Source organism: Methylobacterium sp. BE186 (genome assembly GCF_031457035.1).
Taxonomy (GTDB): Bacteria; Pseudomonadota; Alphaproteobacteria; order Rhizobiales; family Beijerinckiaceae; genus Methylobacterium; species Methylobacterium segetis.
On sequence record NZ_JAVDVV010000002.1, the window covers coordinates 228,255 to 249,093 of the forward strand.

Below are 20,839 nucleotides of genomic sequence, written 5' to 3' on the forward strand. Positions count from 1 at the left end.
ACCGTCAGGCGAGCATCGCCTCTGCGGCGGGGCTGAAGCGCTCGACGAGGCGCCCCTCCTCGCGGGTGAGGAACCGGGCGGCGATGCGGTGTCGGCCCGCGTGGCCGGGGCCCGCCTCCGGCCCGAGCGCCATCAGGGCGGTGGCGAGCCCGTCCGCCATCATGCAGGAGGCGTGGAGCACGCTCACCGCGACGAGGTCTCCCGGGACCGGCCGGCCCGTGCGGGGATCGAGGCTGTGCCCGTAGCGGCGCCCGCCATGCTCGAAGAAGCGCCGGTACTCGCCGGAACCCGCCACGGCGAGGTCGTGGAGGGCGACGACGGTGCCCGGGCCGCCCGTTCCCTCCCCGCCCTCCAGCGCGACCCACCAGGGCTCGCGGCCGGGCTTCAGCCCCCGCCCGCGCAATTCGCCGCCGATCTCGACGAGGTGGTGGACGAGGCCCCGCCCGCTCAGGAGCTCCGAGACGCGATCGACCGCGTAGCCCTTGGCGATGGCCGAGAGGTCGAGGCTCAACCCGCCGGGCTGCAGGGCGCTGCGGCCCTCGCGATCGAGGGCGAGGCGTTCCCAGCCCGCCGCCGCCCGCGCCGCCGCGAGGGAATCGGGCGCCGGCGGCGCGGCGACGGGACCCGGCGGCCCGAAGCCCCAGAGGTCGACGAGGGCGCCGAGAGTCGGGTCGCAGGCGCCGCCCGTGTCCCGCGCGATGGCGCAGGCCGCATCGAGCACCGTGAACAGGGCATCGGGCAGGACGTGGCGGCTGCCCGGCTCGGCCCGGTTGAAGCGGCAGAGGGCGGAGGCCGGCTCCCAGTGGCTGAGCTCGGCCACGAGGCGGGCAAGCTCGGCCTCGATCGCGCTCCTCAGGGAGGCGCCCTCCCCGCCCGCTCCGGCGCAGCGGACGGACCAGGTCGTGCCCATGGTCCGCCCGGCGAGCGTGAGGACCGGGCCGGCGGGTGCGCCGCCCGGGCCGATCGGCGCCACCGTCGCGGGGATCAGGACGCGGCGCATGCGGGCTTATTGCGGAAGCACCTCGAGCGTCGCGTTGTAGGCGGCGCGGCGGCGGGCATTCGGGATCGTCGCCTTGTCGTCCTGCACCTCGGCGCCGAGCCAGTACATCCCGGCCTGGGGCCATGTCACGCTGAAGCTGCCGTCGGCGCCCGTCTTCAGGCGGATCTCGCCCGGCGCGTCCCGGTAGCGCACGCCGCCGCGGACGATCTCGACGTCGACATTGGCCGCGGGCGCGCCGTCGAGGAGGAGCGTGAAGCGGGCGGTCTCGCCGGAAGCGAGGTTGTTCGGGTGGGTCTCGGCCCGCAGGTCCAGCCCCTTGGCGGCGGGCGCAAGCGCCGGCGTGCTCGGCTTGCCGAGCGACACGAAGGTGTCGGTGCGCTGCTGCGTCTGCGTCAGCCTGAGGTCGGTCGCCTCCTTCGGGACGTCGCGCTCGAGCGCCTCGGGCCGGCCGCGCCAGCGCTTCGGCTCACCGTTGAGCTTGTAGGTCGCGAACAGGCCCTCGCCGACGACGCTCGCCCGGTAGGTGCCGGGCTTCGTCAGGTGCAGGTCGAAGGTGCTGCGGAACTTGCCCGTGGCAGCGTTCTCGGCCTTCACGGCCTCGCCGTCCGGCCCCGTCACGACGAGGTTGTCCAGCCGCATCGGCACGTGCTCGAACACGAACAGGTCGTTCGAGACCGCCGCGTCGACCGTGACCCAGACGTCGGCTCCCGACAGAACCGTCGAGGAGGGCAGCATCCAGGCCTTGTGGGCGGCGGCGGGCGCGGCCGCGGCGAGGGCGGCGAGGAGGGGGAGCGCGAGGCGGGCGAGATGGCGCATGGGATCTCTCACGGCGGGGTCGTGTCGGGGCAGTTCTGTCGGCAGGTCTGTCACGGCAGGTCTTTCGGCAGGTCTTTCGGCAGGTCTGTCACGGCAGGTCTGTCAGGGCTTGAGGCCGACCGAGACGGCGCCGAGCTCGCTCGTGCCCCTGGCCTCGGCGCGCGCCCCGGCCTGCGGCGGCCAGGAGACGGGCAGGCGCAGGACCTCGCGGCCGCCGACCTCGCGGGCGGCCTCGACCACGATCTCGTAATGGCCGGGCTTGAGGGCCGCGAAGGGGGCGGCGTCGGTGGAGAAGCTCAGCGCGTGGGCGCCGACGGGCTTCGTCGCGCCGCTGATTCCGTCGAGGGGCAGGTCGGTCTCGCGGCCGATGCGGCGCCACCATTGCCGCATGTCCTTCAGCCACTTGGCGCCGCCCTCCCCCTCCTTCTTGCGCACGTCGTACCAGACGGCGAGGTTGGCGAGCGCCGCCCCGTCCGCCCCCTCGAGCCAGACGGCAAGGTAGGGGCGATGGTACTCGGACACGTGGAGGCGCGGGATCTCCACGCTCACGGCGACCTCGCCCGCGAGTGCGGGGCCGGCGATCAGGGTCGGAAACAGGGCGGTGACGGCGCGGCGCATCGGATCTTCGCCTTTCAGGCGTGGATGAACAGGAGGGCGAGGCCGAGCGGTAGGGCGAGGCCGACCCCGACCACGGGCCACGTGGCGGGGCGCCGCCCGGCGTGGAAGTGCAGCAGGATCAGCCCCGTCAGGCAGAAGATCAGGCAGGCGCCCGCGAACAGGTCGATGAACAGGCTCCAGGCGGCCCCCGCGTTGCGGCCCTTGTGGAGGTCGTTGAGGTAGGAGATCCAGCCGCGGCTGCTCCGCTCGTAGAGGACGGCGCCGTCGCTCCGGCCGATGCTGACGAAGCCGTCGCCCCCGGGCCGCGGCAGGGAGAGCAGCACCTCGCTGCGGGAGAGCTCGGCCTCGCGACCCGCGGCCGCCACGCCGAGCGCGCCCTTCAGCCAGTCCGCCAGGGGACCCGGCAGGGCGGCGCGGCCGGTCGCCGGCAGGGCCGCCAGCGCTTCGCGCAGGTCCCGGGGCAGCACGGCATCCCGGCTCTCCACCGCGGCGCGCGCCTCGAAGCGGCCGGCATGGTTGAGCGTGAAGCCCGTCACCGTGAAGAGCAGCATGCCGACGAGGCAGAGGGCGGAGGAGACCCAGTGCCAGGCGTAGAGCTGCTTCAGCCAGAAGGCCCGGCGGCCGCGCGCGCGGCGGCGCGCCTCCTCCGCCCCGTTCTCCGGAGCGGTCTCCGCGGCGGCCTTGGTGGCGAGGCCCGCGCTCCTCACAGCTCGGCCCAGCGGCGCAGGAGGTTGTGGTAGGTGCTGGTGAGCGCGATCACGGCGGGGTTGTCGTCGGAGAGATCGCCGCGCACGCCCGTGATGCCGCGGTCGAGGTCGTAGAGGAGGGCGCGGGCGCCGTCGTCCTTGACCAGGGATTGCGACCAGAAGAACGCCGACCAGCGCGAGCCCCGGGTGATCGGCTCGACCCGATGCAGCGAGGTCGCGGGATAGACGATCATGTCGCCCGCCGGCAGCTTCACGGCGTGCGAGCCGAACGTGTCCTCGATGACGAGCTCGCCGCCGTCGTACGCGGCGGGGTCCGTCAGGAAGAGGGTCGTCGAGACGTCGGCCCGCATCCGGATGCCGGCGCCGGGCACCATCCGGATCGCCCCGTCGACATGGGCGCCGAAGCCCATGCCCACATCGTAGCGGTTGAAGAGGGGCGGCAGCACCCGCAGGGGCAGCGCCGCCGCGTTGAAGAGCGGGCTCCGCCCCAGCGCCCGCAGGATCAGGTCGCCGAGTTCGCGGGCAACAGCCGAATCCTCCGGGATCTGCAGGTTGCGCTTGGCGCGCGCCGCCTGGGCGCCGGCCGTGACGCGCCCGTCGACCCACTCTCCCCCCTCGAGCCGGCCGCGCATATGGGCGACCTCCTCGGGCGAGAGCACGTTCTTCACATGGACGAGCACGGTTTCCGACCCTCAGAAGCGGGTGCCGAGGCTCACCAGCACCGTCCGGCCCGAGAGGGGCACGGCGCGGGTCGAGAAGCCGGAACCGTAATTCAGCTCGTCCGTCAGGTTGTAGACGTTGACGGCGACCCGGTAGGCGTCGGTCTCGTAGGAGATCAGCCCATCGAGCGAGAAGGTCCCGGGGATGCGGGCGATGTTGTCGCTCGCCGGGAAGTAGCCGTCGTCGAAGGTCACTCCGCCGCCGACCGTGACCTTCCCCGGCAGGTTCCACCACGAGCGGCCGAGGGCCGTCAGGTCGTAGGTCGTCCAGAGGGTGAAGGCGTTGGCGGGCACGAAGGGCGCGACCCGGCCCGCATTGACGCCGGACAGGACCGTCCCGTCGAGGTGGGTGTAGCCCGCGATGATGTTCCACTCCTCGCTGAGCTTGCCGGTGATCGAGGCCTCGAACCCGTCGACCCGGCGGCGCTCGCCCGCGTCGAGGGCGCCGTTGATGATGTTGCCCGTGACGGGATCGATGTCGAAGCTGTTGCTCTTGTCGATCCGGAACAGCGCCGCGGCGAGGCCGAGGCGGCCGCCGAGCACGCTGACCTTGGCGCCGACCTCGTAGAGGTCGCTCTCCTCGGGCTTCAGCGCGGCGGCGTTCGGGATCTCGATGCCCGTCGAGTTCGCCACGTACTGCCCCTGCGGGGAGAAGCCGCGCGAATAGGAGACGTAGTAGGTCTGCTCGGGGGTCGGCTGCCAGATGCCGCTGACCTTCGGGCTGACCCCGGTCGAGGGGGCGATCACGGAGGGGGTGAAGACGGCGTTCGCGTTGGTGGCGGTGTAGCTGCTGACGAAGCGGTCGACGCGCACGCCGCCCAGGATCGAGAATTGCTCGGTCAGCCAGACCCGGTCGCTGAAGAAGGCGCCGAGATTGGCGCCTTGCGTCAGGCGGCGGCTGGCAGGGTTCGGCACCAGCGAGTAGCCGACCTGATCGTGGAGCGGGGTCAGCAGGCGCTGGTTCGGGCGCGTTCCGAGCACCTGGTAGTTGATGCGGTCGTCGTCCTGGTAGAACAGGTCGAGCCCGGTCACGACCTCGTGGCGCAGGAAGCCGGTGTGGAACTTGGCGATGGCCGTCGTGACGTTCTGCGCGCCCCAGGCGTCCTGTCCGAACGTCTGGCCGCCGCCCGCGCTATAGGTCACGAAGGGATTGCGGCCCGCGAAGAAGTCGGTGACGCAGGTGCCGGTGCAGATCGCGGCGGTGGTCGAGAAGTTCCGGTCGTAGAACGAGAGCCGGGAATCGTTGGTCACGGTCAGCCAGGGGGCGACCTCCCACTTCATCAGCGAGGTGAGGAGGTGGACATCCGCGACGTCGCGGTCGCTGGTGCGCACGTAGGAGGTGTTGCGCGCCAGCCCGAACTCGGTGATCGGCAGGGCGTTGCGGGCGCCCGGGCGCAGCACGGTCGGCACGCCGTAATCGGGCGTGCGCTCGCTGTGCTGGTAGAAGTAGTTGAGGTGCCAGGTCGTGTCCGTGCCGAGGCCGAAGCCGAGCGAGGCGGCGAAGCCGGCCCGGTCGGATTTCACGAGGTCGCGGTCCTGCACGTCCTGGCGATGGACCATGCCGGTGAGGCGGATCGCGGTGGTCTCGTCGATGCGGCGGTTGATGTCGAAGGTGCCCCGCGCCGTCGGCCCGCTGCCGCCGAGCGTGTCGATCGTCGTGAAATCGGTCAGCCCCGCCCGCTTCGAGACGATGTTGATGGCGCCGCCTGCGGTGCCGAGGCCGAGCGTCTCCGAGGCCGGGCCCTTGATGACCACCACGTCCTGGATGTTGAAGCTGTCGCGGGCGTAGACGCCGAAATCGCGCAGGCCGTCGAGATAGACGTCGTTCTTGGCCTGGAAGCCCCGGATGCGGAACTGGTCGCCGTTGAGGCCGCCATTGCCCTCGCCCGCCGAGACCGTGATGCCCGGCACGTTGCGCAGGGCCTGCTCCAGGGTGGTCGCCTGCTGCTGCCGGATGACCTCGCCCGGGACGACGCTGATCGCCTGCGGCGTGTCCTGGATGCGGCCGGGGAGCCGCGAGAGGCCGGTGCCTTCGTTCAGCACGTTGGGGTCGCTCAGGCGGAAGCCCTCGACGCTGAGGAGCGGCAGGTCGGCGGCGACGTCCTGCGCCTCCGCGTCGAACGGCACGAAGGCGCCGAGCGTCGCCGCGAGTCCGAGGCCGACCGCATTCGATCCGCTCGTGTCCCTCATCGATAGTTGGGCACGCATCACCGATACTCTCCGCTGAATGAGCGTCCATAGTGAAACTCTGCCGCCGGATGCAACGGTTATCCCGCGGTTTTCAGCGGAAGATACACAAGTGCAACATTTTAGATTTGCTCTAAATCGAGTTTGAAATCATTCTGAACTGCGATCGATTACACGCAATCGATGCTTTTCATCTGTGCGATGCATGGTATTGCGGCCGCTGAATGCGGCCCGCCGGGGTGCGCTCGCGGGATCGACGGCTCGGGCGTGGGATCGGACGTGCCACCTTCCGGATCAGCTGCCCGCGCGGGAAGCGGGATCGGCGGCGCGGCCCCGAACGTCTGGGATCTGCACCGGCATTCGGAGGCCGATTGGCGGGCCCTGTTCGCGCGACGCCCGCAGGAGGCGGCGTCCTGGATCCGCTTCGCGGCCGGCAAGGGATTCCGCGCGGCGCAGCTCGTGCTCGGCCAGATGCATCTCGACGGGACGGGCGTGCCGTGCGACGCGGGCGCCGCCTACGAGTGGTTCGCGCGCGCGGCCGCCATCGGCAGCCTGGAGGCCCGCAACATGGTCGGGCGCTGCCACGAGCTCGGCTGGGGCGTGCCGGTCGATCAGGCCGAGGCCCTGCGCCATTACCGGCGGGCGGCCGCGGGCGGCCTCGCCTGGGCGCAGTACAATGTCGGCTGCCTCCTCCTCTACGGCACCGGCGTGCGGCGCGACCATGCGGAGGCGGCCCGGCACTTCGCGGCCGCCGCCGCCACGGGCCACGCCAAGGCGATCGGCCTGCTCGGTCGCTGCCACGAGGAGGGCTGGGGCACGCCCGTCGACCGGGCGGCCGCTCGGGCCTGCTACCGGCGCGCGGCCGAGGGCGGCGATTGCTGGGGGGCGCTCAATCTCGGCCTTCTCCTCGCCGAGGGCGGGCGGCCGGACGAGGCGGGGCCGTGGTTCGAGACGGCGCTGGCCACCGCGACGCCGAACTGCCTCGCCACGCTCGCCGATGCCCTGGACAGCGGGCGGCCCGCCGGCTTCGAGGGGATCGCTCGGCGGGCACGCCGGGCGCTGGGCCAGGGCGGAGCCGAGCCCACCCGCGCGGAGCCCGACGTCGCCGCCGCTCCACCGGCCGTCCCGGCCCGCGCGCCAATGCGAGTCGCTCTCGCCGTGGCGGCCTGGCTCTGCCTGCGCCGGGCCTTGACGGCGCAGCGCGGCACCCTCCCCCGCCGGAGCGGGGATCTCCCGCGCCTCCCCGTCCGGACGAGGGTCCGGGCGGGGCGGCCGGGCCGGCCTCAGGTCAGGAGACGGCCCTCGTGGATCCCGTACTGGAGGTAGTGCTCCAGCGGGTCGATCTGAGCCTGGGCCACGTCCGGGTTCTGGGCGAGGTAGGCGTTGGTGTCGAACGCCTCGCTCGGGTTGCGGCCCTCCCGCCAGCCGAATTCCTGGTAGTGGATCAGCGGGTTGATGCCCGCCGCCGCCACGTCCGGGTTCTGGGCGAGGTAGTAGGTCGTGTCGAAGAAGGCGCTCGGATCCCGGCCCTCGCCCGCGCCGTAGGTGAGGTAGTGCTGGAGAGCCCAGCTCTCGGCTTCCCGGCCCGCCGGGGTCGCGGCCGCGACGTCCCGGTTGTTGGCGAGGTAGTAGCCGGGGTCGAAATCGCCGGTGACGTTGCCGGGGCCCTCGCCGGCCAGCACGCTGCGGCCCTCGTCCTGGCCGTAGGCGAAGTAGTGGGCAAGCGCGTTCAGGTTCGCCTGGGCCACGTCGCCGTTCTGCTTGAGGTAGGATTCCGCGCTGAACCCCTCGCTCGGGCTGCGGCCCTCGCGCTCGCCGTAGGCGAGGTAGTGGCTGAGCGGGTTGACGCCCGCCGCCGCCACGTCGGGATTCTCGGCGAGATACTCCGCCGTGTGGAAATAGGCGTTGGGGTCCCGGCCCTCCTTCCAGCCGAAGGTCGCGAAATGGTCGTCGGCGTCGACATGGGCACGCCAGACGTCGAGATTCTTCGCGTAGTAGTAGATGTCGTCCACCACGCGGTAATTGTCGTTGTTCTGGATCGTGCCGTCGCTGAAGCGCAGCGTGTCGATGCCCGTGACGTCGTGGACGATGCCGTCCGGCCCGACCAGGACGAGCTTCTCCCCGTCGAGGCTGACCTTGGCGTCCGTGAACGCGAAGCCGAAGCTCTGCTCGGCCCGCGGCACCTCGCCGACTACGGTCACGTCGAGCCGCGTCTGCGCGAAGCCGCCGTGGCCGTCGCTCACCGTGTAGTAGAAGGACTCGACCGCCGTGGCGCCGGCATTCAGGCTGTTCGCGCCGATCGCCTGGTAGCTGTAGCTGCCGTCCGCGGCGAGCCGCAGCGTGCCGAAATTGCCCACGACCTCGACGCTGCCGTCGCCCGTGACGGCGTGGCCGAGGCCACCCGCGAACTGCACCGCGGCCACCCGCAGCACGTCACCGGTGTTCACGTCCTGGTCGTTCGCGAGCACGTTGCCGGCGATCGCCAGGGCGTGGGCCGTGGTCCGCGCGCTGTCGACGACCCCGGTGGGCGGAATGTTGGCCGGGTCCGGCACCGCGTCGATCGTCAGAACCACGGGCGCCCCGCTGGCGCCGCGGTTGCCCTGGGCATCGGTGGCGTCCACCGTGAACGTGTAGGTGCCGTCGGGCAGCGGCGGCACCTCGACGCTCCAGCGGCCGTCGCTGCCCGTCGTGCCCGTCACCGTGGCGGGTCCCTGCGGGGTCCCGTAGGTGACGGTGACCGTGCTGCCGGGCTCGGCCGAGCCCGTGAAGACGGGCGAGGGATCGGCGCTGGTGCCGCCGCTCGTGCCGTCGACCGTGGGCGCGGCCGGCGCCACGCTGTCGATCGCGATCGGCTGGCCGCTCGCCGTCGCGACATTGCCGGCCGCATCGGTCGAGACAAGGCTCGACGTGACGGTGCCGTTGAGGCTCGACAGGTCCGCCGTGTAGCGCCCGTCCGCCCCGGCCTGCACGGTGACGCTGCGCGTGCCGTCCGTGAAGGTCACCGCCGCGGTGGCGTCGGGGTCGAGCCCGCTCACCGTGAAGGCCGTGTTGGCGGCCTCCGCCGCGCCCGCGACGCTATCCGCGGGCGGAGCGACGGCGAGGGCGACCGGTGCGCCGGCATCGGCCACCGTGTCGATCACCACCCGCAGGGGCTGCGATGGCGCAGAGACGTTGCCCGCCGCGTCGCGGCCGGTGGCGACCACGTCGTAGGTGCCGTCGGGCAGCGTCGGCAGGTCGACCCGCCAGCTCCCGTCCGAGGCGACCGGCACGGTCAGGTCGTGCGGGCCGGCGGCATCGGTGTAGCGGAGCACAACCGTGGTGCCGGGCGTGCCGAGACCCGTGACGGAGGGCGAGGTGTCGCTGGTGATCGCGTCACCCGGCGTGCCGGTATCGGCGTCGATGCCCGCGATCAGCGGCGTCACGAGGTCCGAGGGCTGCGCCCCGCCCTGGTCGACATCCACGGCGTTGCCGCTCCCGGTCGCCCGGTTGCCGGCCACGTCCGTGATCACGACCGTCGATGTCACGGTGCCGCTGAAGCTCGACAGGTCGACGGTGTAGGTTCCGTTGGCCTGCGCCACGGCGTCGACGCTGCGGATGCCGTCCGTGAAGGTCACGGTGGCGGTGGAGCCGGCGTCGAGCCCGGCGAGGGTGAAGGCGGCCGCGGCCGCCTCCTGGGGCGTCAGCGCGCCGCTGGCCGGCTCCGCCACCACGAGGGTCACGGTCGGCGCGGCGTCGGCCGTCGTGTCGATGGTGAGGGCGAGCGGCGCCGAGGCGCGGCCCGTCTCGCCGTTCGGTCCAGTCGCGCTCGCGGTGAAGCTGTAGCCGCCATCCGCGAGGCTCGGGAGCGCGAGGCTCCAATTGCCCTGCGGGTCGATCGCGCCGGTCAGCGTGTGCGGGCCGGCCGCGTCGGTGTAGCTCACCGAGACCGTTCCGCCCGCGATGCCGGTGCCGGTCAGCACCGGCGCGGGATCGTTGGTGATGCCGTCGCCGACGAGGCCGGAATCCTCGCCGAAGCCGGTGATCACCGTGCGTGCCGGCTCCCCCGGGACCGGGACGTCGACGGCCCGCGAGGCCGGGATCAGGCTCGCGAGGTTGCCCGCGGCATCCGCGATGTCGGAGCCCGGCGCCAGCGAGAGCGTGAGCGTGCCGCTGCCCGTCACGTTCGCGACGGTGACCGTGTAGCTGCCGCCCGATCCCGCCACCGCGCTGATCGTGCCGGCCGAGTCGCCCGTGCCGCTGAGCACGAAATCCTCGGCGCCGAGGCCGGTGACGGTCTCGGGGAAGGTCACGGTCACCGTGAAGCTCGTGGCGGCGGGGCCGCCCGCGGCGGAGGCGGCGGCGGTGCCGGCCGGTGCCACGGTGTCGAGGCTGAGCGTCGGGCCCGTGATGGTGGCGCCGTTGCCGGCCGTGTCCGCGAGGACGAGGCTCGAGGTCACCGCCCCGTTGAGGGCCGACAGGTTGGCGCTGTAGGTGCCGTCCGCGCCGACGGCGACGCTGACCGTGCGGGTGCCGTCCGTGAAGAGGGCCGTGCCGCTCGTGCCCGGGTCGAGACCGACCACGGTGAAGCCGGTCACGGCCGCCTCGGCCGCGTTGAGCACGCCGTCGGCGGTCGTGTTCACGCTGAGGGCGGCGGGCGTCCCCGTGTCGATGGCGGTGTCGACGACGACGTTGAGCGGTGCGGAGGCCGCGCCGACATTGCCGGCCGCATCCGTGAGCTGGACGGTGAGGCTGTGCGCGCCCTCCGCCAGCGGGCTCGTCGGGCTGACCGAGAAGGTGCCGTTCGGGCCGACCGTGGCGGTGCCGATGGCGTTGGTGCCGTCGAGGAGCGTCACGGTGGCGCCGGCCTCGCCATTGCCGGTGATGGCGGGCGTGGTGCTCGCGGTCGGCCCGCCCGGGCTCGTCAGCGTGGGTACGCCGGGTGCGGCAGTATCGACCACGAAGCTGACCGGGGCCGAGGCGACGCCGGTGTTGCCGGCCGCGTCGCGTGCCGTGGCGGTGAGGCTGTAGCTGCCGTCGCCGAGGGTGGCGGGGGTGAACGTGAAGTTGCCGGTGCCATCGGCGGTCACGGTGCCGAGCGGCGTGCCGTTGTTGCTGATCGTGACGACCGCGTTGGGCTCGGCCGTGCCCGTGAGCGTCGGCGTGTTGTCGTTCGTCGGCCCGGCGACCGGGGCGAGGCTCGGTGCCAGGGGCACGCCGGTGTCGACGGTGAGGCCGAGAGCGGCCGAGGCCGGGCCGGTGTTGCCGGCCGCGTCCCGCGCCGTGGCGGTGAAGGTGTAGCTGCCGTCCGGCAACGCGCTCCCGGGCGTGAAGGACCAAGCGCCGTTGCCGTCGGCCATGGTGGTGCCGAGGGCGCCACTGGCATTCGACACGGTGATCATGGCACCCGCTTCCGCGGTTCCGGTGATGGTGGGCGTGCTGTCGCCCGTCGGGCCAGCCGCCGTGGTGATCACGGGCGCGGCCGGGGGCAGCGTGTCGACGACGACGTTGAGCGGAGCGGACGCCGCGCCGACATTGCCGGCCGCGTCCGTGAGCTGGACGCTGAGGCTGTGGGTGCCCTGCCCCAGCGGGCTCGTCGGGCTGACCGAGAAGGTGCCGTTCGGGCCGACCGTGGCGGTGCCGACGGCGTTGGTGCCGTCGAAGAGCGTCACGGTGGCGCCGACCTCGCCGTTGCCGGTGATGGCGGGCGTGGCGCTCGCGGTCGGCCCGCCCGGGCTCGTCAGCGTGGGCACGTCGGGTGCGGCGGTATCGACCACGAAGCTGACCGGGGCCGAGGCGACGCCGGTGTTGCCGGCCGCGTCGCGTGCCGTGGCGGTGAGGCTGTAGCTGCCGTCGCCGAGGGCGGCGGGGGTGAAGCTGAAGTTGCCGGTGCCATCGGCGGTCACGGTGCCGATGGGGGCGCCGTTGTTGCTGATGGTGACGACCGCGTTCGGAGCGGCCGTGCCTGTGAGCGTCGGCGTGTTGTCGTTCGTCGGCCCGGGGACCGGGGCGAGGCTCGGCGCGGCCGGTGCTGCCGTGTCGACGGTGAGACCGAGAGCGGTCGAGGCCGGCCCGGTGTTGCCGGCCGCGTCCCGTGCCGTGGCGGTGAAGCTGTAGCTGCCGTCGCCGAGAGCGGCGGAGGTGAAGCTGAAATTGCCGTTGCCGTCCGCGGTCACGGTGCCGACCGAGGCGCCGTTGCTGCTGATCGTGACGAGAGCGTTGGCCTCGGCCGTGCCCGTGATGGTGGGCGTGCTGTCGTTCGTCGGGCCGGCTGCCGTGGTGATCACGGGCGCGGCCGGGGGCAGCGTGTCGACGACGACGTTGAGCGGAGCGGAGGCCGCGCCGACATTGCCGGCCGCGTCCGTGAGCTGGACGGTGAGGCTGTGGGTGCCCTGCCCCAGCGGGTTCGTCGGGCTGACCGAGAAGGTGCCGTTCGGGCCGACCGTGGCGGTGCCGACGGCGTTGGTGCCATCGAAGAGCGTCACGGTGGCGCCGAGCTCGCCGTTGCCGGTGATGGCGGGCGTGGCACTCGCGGTCGGCCCGCCTGGGCTCGTCAGCGTGGGCACGCCGGGTGCGGCGGTATCGACCACGAAGCTGACCGCATCGGAAGCCGGGCTCACCTGCCCGGCCGCATCCGTGGCCGTGGCGGTCAGGCTGTAGCTGCCGTCACCGAGGGCGGCGGGGGTGAACGTGAAGTTGCCTGTGCCATCGGCGGTCACGGTGCCGATCGGGGCGCCGTTGTTGCTGATCGTGACGACCGCGTTGGGCTCGGCCGTGCCTGTGAGCGTCGGCGTGTTGTCGTTCGTCGGCCCCGCAACCGGGGCGAGGCTCGGTGCCAGGGGCACGCCGGTGTCGACGATGAGGCCGACAGCGGCCGAGGCCGGGCCGGTGTTGCCGGCCGCGTCCCGCGCCGTGGCGGTGAAGGTGTAGCTGCCGTCGCCGAGGGCGGCGGAGGTGAAGCTGAAATTGCCGTTGCCGTCCGCGGTCACGGTGCCGACGGACGTGCCGTTGCTGCTGATCGTGACGACGGCGTTGGCCTCGGCCGTGCCGGTGATGGTGGGCGTGCTGTCGGTCGTCGGACCCGCCGCCGTGGTGATCACGGGCGCGCCCGGCGCCGTCGTGTCGATGCCGAGCGTGACCGCGGCGGAGGCGCCCGAGGCGTTGCCGGCCGCGTCCCACGCCGTGGCGGTGAAGGTGTAGCTGCCGTCGCCGAGAGCCGCGGGGGTGAAGCTGAAATTGCCGTTGCCGTCCGCGGTCACGGTGCCGATGGGGGCGCCGTTGCTGCTGATGGCGACGAGCGCGTTGGCCTCGGCCGTGCCGGTGATCGTCGGCGTATTGTCCGCGATCGGACCGGGCGTGTTCGTGATGGTCGGGACCGGCGGCGGAGCGGTATCGATGATGGCCGTCACCGGCGCGGAGGCCACCGAGACGTTGCCGGCCCCATCCTGCGCGGTCGCGGTGATGGAGACGGAACCCGTCTGGAGCGGAGTGCTCGGCGTGATCGTGTAGACGCCGTTCGCATCCGCCACGGCGCTGCCGAGCACGAGGCCGCCGGCCGTGAGCGTGACGGTCGAGCCGATCTCGGCCGTGCCGGTGATGGTCGGCGTGGTGTCGTTCGTCGGGGCGATCGGGTCGATGGTCGGCTGGCCGGGCGGCGTCAGGTCCACCTGCACCGTGATCGGGGCCGAGGCGGCCGACACGTTGCCCGCGACGTCGCGGGCCGTCGCGGTCAGGGATGTCGGGCCCTGCGGCAGGTCCGTGGCCGGCGTGAAGGAGAAGGTTCCGTTCGCGTCGGCGACCGCGGTCCCGATCGGGTTCGTCCCGATGCTGATGGTGACCGTGGCGCCGGCCTCCGCCGTGCCGCGGATGATCGGGCTCGCGTCGTTGGTCGGCGCCGAGAAGGCGACGAGGGCCGGTGCGTCGGGGGCTATGGTGTCGACGAGGACCGCCAGGGTCGCCGTCGGCGAGACGTTGCCGGTGGAGCCCCGCGCGACGACGGCGAGGGTGCTCGCGCCCTCGGGCAGTTCCGTGACCGTGATGTTGAAGACGCCGCCCGGGCCGGCCGTCCCGCGGCCGATCTCGGCGCCGTTCAGGCTGATCGTGACGAGGTCGCCGGCGGCCGCGGCCGTGCCGGTGATGACCGGCGTGTCGTCGTTCGTCGGTGCGAGGTAATTGACGATCGGGGCACCCGGCACGCGGGTGTCCACGGTCACCGTCACCGTCGGGGAGGCCGCGGAGAGGTTGCCGGCCGCGTCGCGGGCCGTCGCCACCAGCGGGGAGGTGCCGTTCGGCAGCGGCACCTCGGGCTCGATCGTGAAGTTGCCGTTGGCGTCGGCCGTCACGGTGCCGAGCACGAGTCCGCCGCTCGTCACCGTCACCGAGGCACCCGCCTCGGCCCTGCCGGTGATGGTCGGCGTCGCGTCGTTCGTCGGGGGGATCGCGTTGATGGCCGGCGTGCCCGGCGCCACGGTGTCGACCGTCAGCGGCACCGGCGTGGACGGTGCCGAGAGGTTGCCGGCCGCGTCCCGCGCCGTGGCGACGAGCGGGGCGGTCCCGTCCGCCAGCGCGGTCGTCGGCGTGACGCTGAACGTGCCCTGCGCGTCGGCGACCGCCGTGCCGATGACGGCTCCGCCGCTCGTCACGGTGACGGTGGCGCCGGCCTCGGCCGTGCCGCTGATCGTGGGCGTGCTGTCGCTGGTCGGCCCGAGCGGCGTGATCACCGGGGCGCCGGGCGCGGCGGTGTCGATCGTCAGCGAGACCGCCTGGGAGGCGGGCGAGACGTTGCCCGCGAGATCGAGCGCCGTCGCGGTGATCTGCGCGGTTCCGGTAGCGAGCGGCGTCGTCGGTGTGAAGCTGAAGCCGCCGTCCGGCCCGGCCGTCGCGGTGCCGATGGCGGCGCCGTTGCTGAGGATGGTCACCGTAGTGCCGGCCTCGGCGGTGCCGGTGATGGTGGGCGTGGTGTCGCTCGTCGGCGCGAGCGGGTCGAGCGCGGGCGCGGTCGGCGCGGTCGTGTCGATCGTGACGCCGACCGTCGCCGAGACGGGCGAGAGGTTTCCGGCGGCGTCGCGCGCGGTGGCCGTCAGGTTGGCGGTGCCAGCGGCCAGCGCGGTGCCGGGCGTGAAGGTGAAGGTGCCGCCCGGCCCGGCCGTCGCGGTGCCGATGACCGCGCCGTTGTTGAGGATGGTCACCGTGGCACCGGCCTCGGCGGTGCCGGTGATGGTGGGCGTGGTGTCGTTCGTCGGGCCGAGCGGGGTGATCACGGGCGCGGCGGGCGCCGCGGTGTCGACCGTGACGCTGGCGGTGGCCGAGACCGGCGAGAGGTTGCCGGCGGCGTCGCGCGCGGTGGCGGTGAGGCTGGTGGTGCCGTCCGTGAGCGGGTTCGCCGGGGTGAAGCTGAACGTGCCGTTCGGGGCGGCGGTGACGGTGCCGAGCACGGTCGTGCCGTCCGAGATCGTGACGGTGGCGCCGGGCTCGGCGGTGCCGCTGATGGTGGGCGTGCTGTCGCTGGTGAGCGGGATCGAGGCGAGGGCCGGGGCGGCGGGTGCGGCGGTGTCGATCGTCAGCGAGACCGCCTGGGAGGCGGGCGAGAGGTTGCCGGCGGGATCGCGCGCGGTGGCCGTGAGGCTGCGAGTGCCGTCCGTCAGCGGAGTCGTCGGGGTGAAGCTGAACGTGCCGTTCGCGCCCGCCGTCGCGGTGCCGATGGCGGCGCCGTTGCTGAGGATGGTCACCGTGGTGCCGGCCTCGGCGGTGCCGGTGATGGTGGGCGTGGTGTCGCTCGTCGGCGCGAGCGGGTCGAGCGCGGGCGCGGTCGGTGCGGTCGTGTCGATCGTGACGCCGACCGTCGCCGAGACGGGCGAGAGGTTGCCGGCGGCATCGCGCGCGGTGGCCGTCAGGTTGGCGGTGCCGGCGGCCAGCGCGGTGCCGGGCGTGAAGGAGAAGGTGCCGCCCGGCCCGGCCGTCGCGGTGCCGATGACCGCGCCGTTGTTGAGGATGGTCACCGTGGTGCCGGCCTCGGCGGTGCCGGTGATGGTGGGCGTGGTGTCGTTCGTCGGCCCGAGCGGGGCGATCACGGGCGCGGCGGGTGCCGCGGTGTCGACCGTGACGCTGGCGGTGGCCGAGACCGGCGAGAGGTTGCCGGCGGCGTCGCGCGCGGTGGCGGTGAGGCTGGTGGTGCCGTCCGTGAGCGGGTTCGCCGGGGTGAAGCTGAACGTGCCGTTCGGGGCGGCGGTGACGGTGCCGAGCACGGTCGTGCCGTCCGAGATCGTGACGGTGGCGCCGGGCTCGGCGGTGCCGCTGATGGTGGGCGTGCTGTCGCTGGTGAGCGGGATCGAGGCGAGGGCCGGGGCGGCGGGTGCGGCGGTGTCGATCGTCAGCGAGACCGCCTGGGAGGCGGGCGAGAGATTGCCGGCGGGATCGCGCGCGGTGGCCGTGAGGCTGCGCGTGCCGTCCGTCAGCGGTGTCGTCGGGGTGAAGGTGAAGGTGCCGTTCGCGTCGGCGGTCGCGGTGCCGAGCACCGTCGTGCCGCTGGAGATCGTCACCGTGGCGCCGGCCTCGGCGGTGCCGGTGATGGTGGGCGTGGTGTCGCTCGTCGGCGCCAGCGGGTCGAGCGCGGGTGCCGCCGGACCGAGGGTGTCGATCGTGACGCTCACCGCAGTGGAGGGGCCGGAGAGGTTTCCGGCGGCGTCGCGCGCGGTGGCGGTCAGGCTCGCGGTGCCGTCGGGCAGCGCGGTGCCGGGCGTGAAGGAGAAGGTGCCGTTCGCGGCCGCCGTCGTCGAGCCGAGGATCGTCGCGCCGTTCGAGATCGTGACGACCGAGCCGGCCTCGGCCGTGCCGGTGATGGTGGGGGTGCTGTCGTTCGTGGGCGCGAGCGGCGCGATCGTCGGGACGCGGGGCGCGGTGAGGTCGAGCTGGAGCGACAGCGCCGCCGAGGCCGGCGAGGCGTTGCCGACCGCATCGCGGGCCACCGCCGTGAGGTTATAGGCGCCCTCCGTCAGCGGCGTCTCGGGCGTGAAGGTGAAGACCCCGTTCGAGCCGGCGATCGCGGTGCCGAGCACGGTCCCGCCATTGGAGATCGTCACGGTCGCGCCGGCCTCGGCGGTGCCGGTCACCGTCGGGGTCGAGTCGTTGGTGAGGCCGCCGCCGGAGAGGAAGACGGGCGTCCCGGGGGCCGTCGCGTCGACCCGGAGGCTGATCGCCCCCGAGGCGGGGCCGAGATTGCCGGCCGCGTCCCGCGCCGTCGCGGTGAGGGTGTAGGTGCCGTCGGCGAGGGCGACCGTCGGCGTGAAGGAATAGGCGCCGTTCGCGCCCGCCGTCGTGGTGCCGATCGCCGCGCCGTTGCTGAGGATGGTGACGGTGGCGCCGGCCTCGGCCGTGCCCGTTAGGGTGGGCGTGTTGTCGGCGGTGGCCGCGGTGCCGGCGCTCAGCGTCGGGGCGGTCGGCGCGGTGAGATCGACGGTGACGCTCGTCCCGCTCGAACGCCCGCTGACGTTGCCGGCCGCGTCGGTGGCGGTGGCGGTCAGGCTCGCATTGCCGGCGGGCAGCGGGCTCGTCGGCGTGATCGTGTAGGTCCCGTTCGCGGCCGCGGTCCCGGTGCCGATCACCGTCGTGCCGTTGTAGAGCGTCACCGTGGAGCCGGCCTCGGCCGTGCCCGTCACGGTCGGCGTCGGGCTGTTCGTCAGGCTCGGCGCGGTCACGGTCGGCGCCCCGGGGGCGGCCGTGTCGATCCGCAGGCCGAGCGGTGCGGAGGTGACGCTGGTGTTGCCGAGGCCGTCGCGGGCGGTGGCAGTGAGATTGTAGCTGCCGTCGCCGAGGGTCCCGCTCGTCACGCTCCAGGCGCCGCTCGCATTCGCCGTGGTGGTGCCGACGAGGGTGGTGCCGTTGAAGACCGAGACGGTGGCGTTGGCCTCGGCCGTGCCGGAGACCGTCGGGGTGTTGTCGTTGGTCAGGCCGCCGCCGGCCGTGAAGACGGGCGCCGGCGGGGCGGTCGCGTCGATCCGCAGGCTGATCGCCGCCGAGGCCGCGCTCGCATTGCCGCTGGCATCCGTCGCCGTGGCGGTGAGGCTGTAGGTGCCGTCGGCGAGGGCGACCGTCGGCGTGAAGGAGTAGGCGCCGGTCGCCCCCGCCGTCGTGGTGCCGACCAGCGTGCCGTTGCTGAAGATCCGAACCGTGGAGCCGATCTCGGCGGTGCCGGTCAGGGTCGGGGTGTTGTCGGCCGTGGCCGCGGTGCCGGCGCTCAGCGTCGGGGCGGCCGGCGCCGTCGTATCGTTCGTCACGACGTCATCGATCGCGAAGCCGACGCCCAGGTTCACGTTGGCGAGGCTGCGGGAATAGACGCGCACCTCGGTGACGCTGTCGAAGGCGGAGCCGAGCTGGATCCTCTGGTCGCCGACGCCGAGGATGTTGCCGAAATCCGCCGAGGCGACCTGGACGCCGTTGCGATACCCGACGAACAGCGTGTTGCCGAAGAGAGAGATGTCGCGGTCGATCGTGAGGGCGTCGAGGTCGAAGACGCCGCCGGAGGCCTGCGCGATCGAGAGATAGCCGACCGCCGTGGTCGAGAGGTCGAGGACCGCGTCGTTGAACTCGTTCTCGACCGCCAGGGTCCCGATCGATGCGCCAGTGCTGGACCGCAGCGCGTAGGTGTAGCCACCGATCGTGACGGGATTGCCAGAGGTGCCGACGAACCCATCGAAGGTCTGGTTGATGGTAGCCATGGGGGGACCGACGCTCCGTACCGACGCTGACGACTGGGGCGGGAGCTTCGGGAGCTCGCGCTGCGAGTGCATCCGCGGACGGGCGGCCCGATCAGCGAGCTTCCGTGTCGGACAGATCAACCTGTCCGCGTGCCGGGCTTAAACTGATCATCAATGAAATGATGGAAAGCATTGATTGCAGAAAGCACTTTTCCATCAGAGCAAAAGTCGAGTTTCTGCCAGTCAAGCTGCCAGATTTTGTATTGAGAATATGTGGCGCTGGCAGGCGTTGCGACAATTTGACTGGGCCGAAATTCGGGATGATGACAAAATCCTGTCTCGGCGGCAGAAAACATCTGTGTCCGGCTGAGGCCAGCCAGGGCCGCCGCAATGCGGCGACCCGCGTTCCCGCTGCGAAAAGCACGGTGCGGGGAAAGTCTAACCACAGCAGATCCGGGCCTCGAGGAAGGATCTGCTTGGCGCTCCAAGTCGTCCCTCAGCCCTCGTCAGGACGGGCAATTCGGGAAAGTGTTTTTCCAAAATCTCGTCTGTGTCCTGTGCTGCCTCGGGTTATGTCCGATGGGACGGCAGTCACAGTGAGGTTGCTCATGTTCGCGATCATGATGGCGGCGCTCGTCGGAGGTCCCCTGACGTCGGCGATGCTCTGGGACAACGGCGCCCTCGTCGCGCTCTCGGCCGCCCCGTTCGGCGGCAGCGTCTCCGGCCTCGCGGCGGCATGGCTGATCGCGTCCCTGCGGAGCCGGGCGGAAGCCGGGCCTCGCCGGGCCGCGCCGCTCCCGCGCAACCTGCGCAGCACCTGGTAGGCCGCTCCCGGGCGCGGCCGGCGCGAGGGCGCCGGCCCAAGGCGCGGCGCGGGCGCGAGGCCCGCAAGGCCGCCGTTTGTGTGGAACGTCTCTCCGCGACTGCTCAGGCTATAAGCCAAGACAATCGAATTTTATCTAAAATTTGACGAAGAAAATGCAGCGTCGATATTAAGCATATGACGCTGGAAAACTCTTTTCCGTGGCCAACTCTGTTGCGGAATACCTTGACGGGGGCGGCGGTACGTCTATCTAGGGTTGTGTCCGCGGTGGAGGAGGAAACCTCACCTCGGCAAACTCGGGGGAAGAGAGCCAGAGGATATGCCGCAGCCTCAAGTCTTGCGCGATATGGCCCTTTTCGTTGAGGTGGCGAAACGCAAGAGTTTCAGCCAGGCGGCGGCGGCTCTCGACATGCCGATCTCCTCGGTCTCCCGCCGGATCACGCAATTCGAGACGGCCGTGGGCCTGCGCCTCCTCGACCGCACCACCCGCAAGCTCGCCCTCACCCCCTACGGCGAGGCCTACCTCGCCCAGGCCACCCGCATCGTCGACGAGGCCCAGCGCACCTTCGACGACATGATCGCCCAGGCGAAGGGTCCGTCCGGCTTCCTCAAGGTCGCGGCGCCGCCGGATTTCTGGGTGCTGCGGCACCTGACGGACATCGTCTGCGCCTTCTCGGAGAGCCACGAGCACATCCACGTCCATCTCGACCTGCACGCCTCTCAGGTCGACCTCGTGCGGGAGGATTACGACCTCGCGATCGCCGTGGAGGAGCCCCGGCAGACCTCGCTGATCGTGCGCCGGATCGTGGAGACCGAGAACGTCCTCGTCGCCGCTCCCGCCTACCTGCGGTCGCGGGGCCGGCCGAAGCATCCGAAGGATCTCGCCGAGCACGACGTGGTGCTCTCGGTGCCCGGCGCCAGCGACACCTGGCAGCTCACCCGCGGCGACGAGATCGTCTCCGCGCCGGTGTCGGGCCGGATCTCCTGCAACAATCTCAGCCTCGCGCGCCGCCTCGCGGTGACGGGCCGCGGCATCGCGGCGGCGAACCTCGTCAATGTCGAGCGCGACCTCGCCAGCGGACGCCTCGACCGGGTCCTGCCGGACTGGCGCCTGCCGGCGACCTCGATCTACATCGTGACGACGTCCCGGCTCCTGCCGGCCAAGACCCGGCGCTTCATCGACTTCGTCTCGAAGCGTCTCGCGGGCGTGTTCTCCGGCGCGCTGCGCGGCGAGGTGATGACGCTTCCGGAGCGAACCCTCGCGCCGTCGGCCTGCCTCGTCGCCAGGTCCTGACGCGGGC

Annotated in this window: 11 protein-coding genes; 3 read left to right on the forward strand and 8 right to left on the reverse strand. The window is 72.4% G+C overall.

What is annotated here, in order from left to right; translation table 11 throughout:
• Positions 1-4: 4 nt before the first annotated feature.
• The 6 genes from J2X36_RS03180 to J2X36_RS03205 form a co-directional block, all read right to left on the reverse strand.
• Positions 5-1,000 (reverse strand): FAD:protein FMN transferase, encoded by a 996-nt coding sequence (locus J2X36_RS03180; protein WP_310346079.1) that lies wholly within the window; start codon positions 998-1,000, stop codon positions 5-7.
• 6 nt (positions 1,001-1,006) lie between these two features.
• On the reverse strand, positions 1,007-1,816 hold the full coding sequence (locus tag J2X36_RS03185) for a DUF4198 domain-containing protein (protein WP_132255805.1): 810 nt from the start codon (positions 1,814-1,816) through the stop codon (positions 1,007-1,009).
• Between the two features lie 102 nt (positions 1,817-1,918).
• A complete protein-coding gene (locus J2X36_RS03190; protein ID WP_310346083.1) occupies positions 1,919-2,434 on the reverse strand; it encodes a DUF2271 domain-containing protein in 516 nt (171 codons plus the stop codon).
• A 14-nt stretch (positions 2,435-2,448) separates the two neighbouring features.
• The gene (locus J2X36_RS03195) at positions 2,449-3,141 is read right to left on the reverse strand and encodes a PepSY-associated TM helix domain-containing protein (RefSeq protein ID WP_310346086.1); all 693 of its coding nucleotides are present in this window, start codon (positions 3,139-3,141) and stop codon (positions 2,449-2,451) included.
• Positions 3,138-3,821, reverse strand: a complete 684-nt coding sequence (locus J2X36_RS03200) for a Fe2+-dependent dioxygenase (RefSeq protein WP_310346088.1) — start codon at positions 3,819-3,821, stop codon at positions 3,138-3,140. Before J2X36_RS03200 ends, J2X36_RS03195 begins: the two co-directional genes overlap by 4 nt.
• Before the next feature lie 12 nt (positions 3,822-3,833).
• Complete coding sequence (locus J2X36_RS03205; RefSeq protein ID WP_310346091.1) at positions 3,834-6,068, reverse strand: TonB-dependent receptor domain-containing protein; 2,235 nt, start codon at positions 6,066-6,068, stop codon at positions 3,834-3,836.
• 258 nt (positions 6,069-6,326) lie between these two features.
• Between J2X36_RS03205 and J2X36_RS03210 the strand changes: the two genes are divergently transcribed.
• Positions 6,327-7,373, forward strand: coding sequence for a tetratricopeptide repeat protein (locus J2X36_RS03210; RefSeq protein ID WP_310346095.1), 1,047 nt, complete (start codon positions 6,327-6,329; stop codon positions 7,371-7,373).
• Here J2X36_RS03210 and J2X36_RS03215 read toward each other — a convergent pair.
• The gene (locus J2X36_RS03215; RefSeq protein ID WP_310346097.1) at positions 7,331-18,736 is read right to left on the reverse strand and encodes an Ig-like domain-containing protein; all 11,406 of its coding nucleotides are present in this window, start codon (positions 18,734-18,736) and stop codon (positions 7,331-7,333) included. The two genes, J2X36_RS03210 and J2X36_RS03215, sit on opposite strands and share 43 nt — an antisense overlap.
• A 116-nt stretch (positions 18,737-18,852) precedes the next feature.
• A complete protein-coding gene (locus tag J2X36_RS03220; RefSeq protein ID WP_310346099.1) occupies positions 18,853-19,071 on the reverse strand; it encodes a hypothetical protein in 219 nt (72 codons plus the stop codon).
• A gap of 252 nt (positions 19,072-19,323) precedes the next feature.
• Here J2X36_RS03220 and J2X36_RS03225 point away from each other — a divergent pair, with 252 nt between their 5' ends.
• Both J2X36_RS03225 and J2X36_RS03230 read left to right on the forward strand, forming a co-directional pair.
• On the forward strand, positions 19,324-19,539 hold the full coding sequence (locus J2X36_RS03225; RefSeq protein WP_132256767.1) for a hypothetical protein: 216 nt from the start codon (positions 19,324-19,326) through the stop codon (positions 19,537-19,539).
• 345 nt (positions 19,540-19,884) lie between these two features.
• Positions 19,885-20,832, forward strand: coding sequence for a LysR family transcriptional regulator (locus J2X36_RS03230; protein ID WP_310346103.1), 948 nt, complete (start codon positions 19,885-19,887; stop codon positions 20,830-20,832).
• Positions 20,833-20,839: the final 7 nt, after the last annotated feature.